Origin of the sequence: Caulobacter sp. D5, assembly GCF_003185805.1 — a bacterium.
Classification (GTDB): domain Bacteria; phylum Pseudomonadota; class Alphaproteobacteria; order Caulobacterales; family Caulobacteraceae; genus Caulobacter.
Window position 1 is genome coordinate 1 of record NZ_QHJY01000229.1, and the last position, 4,069, is coordinate 4,069.

General features: G+C 69.6%; 6 protein-coding genes. 4 read left to right on the top strand and 2 right to left on the bottom strand.

The annotated features are described in order from the left end of the window. The first annotated feature begins 283 nt into the window (after positions 1 to 283). Complete coding sequence (locus tag DMC18_RS15510) at positions 284 to 1,396, top strand: alpha/beta fold hydrolase (RefSeq protein ID WP_158285920.1); 1,113 nt, start codon at positions 284 to 286, stop codon at positions 1,394 to 1,396. Between the two features lie 16 nt (positions 1,397 to 1,412). Here DMC18_RS15510 and DMC18_RS15515 read toward each other — a convergent pair whose 3' ends face one another. Next, complete coding sequence (locus DMC18_RS15515; protein WP_110120615.1) at positions 1,413 to 1,694, bottom strand: BrnA antitoxin family protein; 282 nt, start codon at positions 1,692 to 1,694, stop codon at positions 1,413 to 1,415. Beyond that, entirely contained in the window at positions 1,645 to 1,926 is a 282-nt protein-coding gene (locus tag DMC18_RS15520; RefSeq protein ID WP_110120614.1) for a BrnT family toxin, read from the bottom strand. The genes DMC18_RS15515 and DMC18_RS15520 overlap by 50 nt, the downstream gene beginning before the upstream one ends. Before the next feature lie 240 nt (positions 1,927 to 2,166). Here DMC18_RS15520 and DMC18_RS15525 point away from each other — a divergent pair, with 240 nt between their 5' ends. Genes DMC18_RS15525 through DMC18_RS15535 form a run of 3 tightly spaced genes read left to right on the top strand, consistent with a single transcriptional unit; the run spans position 2,167 to position 3,940 of the window. Further along, entirely contained in the window at positions 2,167 to 2,946 is a 780-nt protein-coding gene (locus tag DMC18_RS15525; protein WP_110120613.1) for an SDR family oxidoreductase, read from the top strand. 11 nt (positions 2,947 to 2,957) lie between these two features. Next, positions 2,958 to 3,374, top strand: coding sequence for a dihydroneopterin aldolase (folB, locus tag DMC18_RS15530; protein WP_199228524.1), 417 nt, complete (start codon positions 2,958 to 2,960; stop codon positions 3,372 to 3,374). Further along, positions 3,371 to 3,940, top strand: coding sequence for a hypothetical protein (locus DMC18_RS15535; RefSeq protein WP_110120612.1), 570 nt, complete (start codon positions 3,371 to 3,373; stop codon positions 3,938 to 3,940). Before folB ends, DMC18_RS15535 begins: the two co-directional genes overlap by 4 nt. The last annotated feature ends 129 nt before the right edge of the window (positions 3,941 to 4,069 follow it).

Below are 4,069 nucleotides of genomic sequence, written 5' to 3' on the forward strand. Positions count from 1 at the left end.
GAAAATGTCGCGTTGATTTTCGTCCCGAGCCCGACGTCTAGGCGTCGATGGGGGCTCGGGACTAGGCTCCTGCGATGAGGTGGCCCGCCCGATGCTGGTCGCGATTGAACAATTCGATCCGATACATGGCGAGAAGCATCATAGGCGCGGCAGCGCTGCTGTCAAATCGATCAACAGGCGCCGGCTTTTCGAGCGCCGTTTGGCGAGGGGGCGTTGCGGCGATGCGCGGCTCGGCTAAACCGGGGCGTTCGCCCGCCGTGCGTCTCGCCCGTGGAGTTGCATGATGTTCCGCCGCCTCTTCGCCCTCGGGCTCGCAGCCGTCCTGCTGGCCGGTCCGGCCCTGGCCCAGGACCCCGCCGCCCCGCCGCCGACCGAGGCCCACTACGCCACGGCCCGGGCGCTGATCGCCGACCGCCAGAAGATCGTCACCCCCAACGGGATCCAGGTCGCCGAGCAGGTCGATCTCAACGGCCTGCCGCAGTGGATCAGCATCCGCGGCGCCGACCGCGCCAATCCGGTGATCATCTACGTCCACGGCGGCCCCGGCGCGACCGAGATGGGCCGCAGCTGGCCCTACCAGCAGGGCTGGGAGGACTGGTTCACCGTCGTCCAGTGGGACCAGCCGGGCGCCGGCAAGACCCTGCGCTCGAGCGGCGAGGCGGCCAGCCGCGCCCACCTGTCGCGCGCCCAGATGACCAGCGACCTGCTGGCGCTGATCGACAATGTGCGCGGCCGTGTCGGGGCGCGGCAGGTCATCCTGCTCGGCCACTCCTGGGGCAACGTCATCGCCCTGGACGCGGCCATGGCCCGGCCCGACCTGGTGGCGGCCTATGTCGGCGTCGGCCCGCTGTTTTCCCTGCGCGCCAACGAGACGGCCCAGTACCAGGCGCTGCTGAAGATCGCCGCCGAGCGCAGGGACGAGACGGCCCTGGCCGAGCTTAAGGCCCTGGCCCCCTATCCCGGCGACGGCGACATCCCGTTCGACAAGGTCAATGTCGTGCGCAAGTGGGTGAAGACCTACGGGGGCCTCGCCGCCTATCGCGACAACGCCGACTTCTATTTCCGCGCCGCCCGGCTTTCGCCGCTCTACGACTACGCCGACCGCCTGGCCATCGACCAGGGCGGCCAGCTGTCGGTGCCGGCCCTGCTGCCCGACATGGCGGCGGTCGACCACACCAAGATCGCGGCCACGAAATTCCCGGTCTTCATGTTCCTGGGCCGCCACGACATCACCACCCCCTCCTCGGTCATCGAGCCGTGGCTGGCCCGCCTGAAGGCGCCGAAGAAGGAGCTGGTCTGGTTCGAAAACTCCGCCCACCTGCCGCCGCACGAGGAGCCCGGCAAGTTCCTGGTCGCCCTGGTCGAGAAGGTGCGGCCGCTGGCGGTGGAGAAGTAGGTGGGTAGCGGTCGGCTCAGACGCCGACCGCCTTCCTCAGCAGGTCATTGGCTCGGCTCTGCCAGCCGGGGCCGTCTTCGCGAAGCTTGTCGATGACGTCCTGATCCAGGCGCAGCGTCACCTGCTTCTTCGGAGCGTCCAGCCTGGGGCGGCCGCGCCTGGTCAGCGTCCCGGAAGCGGGGCGCAGCAGACGGTCGCCGTCTTTCAGTTCGGCCCGGTCGAGCTGCTCGTCGGACCATTCGGGCGCGTCATCCGGATCCGTCCAGATGGGGCGCGTATCGTCGTTGTTCCCTGTCATTGCACTCTCTCATCGAGATGATGCGTCGTGCCTGACCTCGTGGTGTCCAAACCACCATGACCATGCGGCCGTCGAGGCGGCCGATCGTCTGGTAGCGGGTCTCTCCATACTCAACTCGATCGTCCTCTAGGGTCAGTTGCCGACCTTCGAAGACGACGCTCGCATCGGAAAAATCCAGCCCACGATGGGTCAGGGTCTGCGAGCGCTTCGTCTCATCCCATTCCAGTTCCATTTCGATGATCCAAATGGCGTGACCTACAGCCCGGAGGGCTGGGAGTGCGGTTGCGCGGCATGGTGGGGTCCTTCCTGGCCCAGGGGGCGTCCTGGGATATCTAATTTGTAGCTACAAAAAATCGCGGAGTCAAATTGTTGTAGTTACAATTAATCCATAGTGCCTGCGGCGGATAAGAGCGTCGCAAACGCAGGCCGTGGGCGCTATCAAAGTGCCCGCCCAACGCTTCCAGGACCCCGCATGCCCACCGCCACCTCCTCCCCCCCATCTCCCCGCGGCGGCGCGCTGGTCACCGGCGCGGGCCGACGGATCGGGCGGGTGCTGGCGCTGGAGGCGGCCAGGGCGGGATATGACGTGGCGGTGCACTACCGCTCCGCGCGGGACGAGGCCGAGGTGGTCGTGGCCGAGATCGCCGCCCTGGGCCGCCGGGCCGTCGCCGTGCAGGGCGAGCTTTCCGATCCCGGGATCGGCGCGGCCCTGGTCGGGGCGGCCGCTGGGGCGGTCGGCCCGCTGACCCTGCTGGTCAATTCCGCCTCGACCTTCGAGGACGACCGCATCGGCGCGGTGACCGCCGACAGCTGGGACCGGCACATGGACGCCAACCTGCGCGCCCCGGTGCTGCTGGCCCAGGCCTTCGCCGCCGCCTTGCCGGCGGAAACCAAGGGCCTGGTGGTCAATCTGGTCGACCAGCGGGTGCTGAAGCCCAACCCGCAGTTCTTCAGCTACACCGTCTCCAAGGCCGGTCTCTGGTGGGCGACCCAGACCCTGGCCCAGGCCCTGGCGCCGGCCGTGCGGGTCAATGCGATCGGCCCCGGACCGGTGCTGGCCTCGGTGCACCAGGCCCCCGGCGAGTTCGAGGCCGAGGCCGCCGCCACCCCCCTGGGCGCGGCCGTCGATCCGGCCGAACTGGCCGCCGCCATGCGCTATCTCATTGACGCGCCGTCGGTCACGGGCCAGATGATCGCGGTCGACGGCGGCCAGCACCTGGCCTGGCGCACGCCCGACGTCCTCGGTTCCTGAAAGCCTCCGCCGTGTCCGTCTCCCCCCTCTCCGACAAGCCGTTCTCGGCTCCCGCCGCCGCCCCGATCGTCAAGGTGATCGTGACCAAGGTCTTCGTGCGCGGCCTCAAGGTCGAGGCCGAGATCGGCGTTTACGACCACGAGCACGGCCGCGTGCAGCCGCTGGTCATCGACGTCGAGCTCGACGTCGCCGCCGTGCACTGCGAGCAGCTGGGCGACACCGTGAACTACGAGACCATCCGCAACGCCGCCCAGGACATCGCCGCCGCCGGCCATATCGACCTGGTCGAGACCTTCGCCGAGCGCCTGGCCCAGGCCTGTTTCGACGACCATCGCGTCACCCGCGCCCGGGTGCGGGTGGAAAAGCCCCTGGCCCTGGCCCCGCACGCCGCCGCCGCCGGCGTCGAGATCACCGCCGTCCGGGGGTGAGCGACCACTCCTCCAGTGTGTTGGGGCACAAGGCGCGCCTCGCCCCGTTCCAGCCCGAGACGGCCTGGAGCCTGGAGGGCGGGACGCTGGTGGAACGGCGCGGCGGCCGCGAACGCCGCTTCGACCTGCAAGACCTGACCCGCTACCGCCTGGCCATGCCGCGCGGCGGCGGTCGTCAGCGCGCCCTGATGCTGAGCTTCGGCCGTCGCCGGGTGGCGATCGCCTCGCAGAGCTGGCGCGGTCCCGGCCGCTTCGACGACCGGCTGGAGAGCTTTTCGCTGCTGGCCCGCGCGCTGGCCGCCGTCGGCGCCGACCTTGCGCCCCGCGCCCGCTTCGAGACCGCCGGCTTCAAGCTGGCCGACGCCGTGACCCTGGTGGCCGGCCTGCTGGCGATCGGCACGATCGCCCTGCTGCTGCTGGCCGTGTCGTCCTCGATGCGCGGCATGGCCATCGACGTCGCCGCCCGCATGGCCTTCCTGCTCCTGCTGCTGTTCGCGGCTGTGCCGTGGTTGCCGAGGGGTGAGACGCTTGATCCCCACGACCTGCCGACGCGGTGGCTGCCTTAGGATCCTCCCCCTGAAGGGGGAGGTGGCCCGGAGGGCCGGAGGGGGAAGTGAGTTCCTGATCGCCCCAATCCGTAAAATCCCCGCGAAAGCGGGGACCCAGGTGTTTTATCGTCGAGCGCCTCGCGTTTC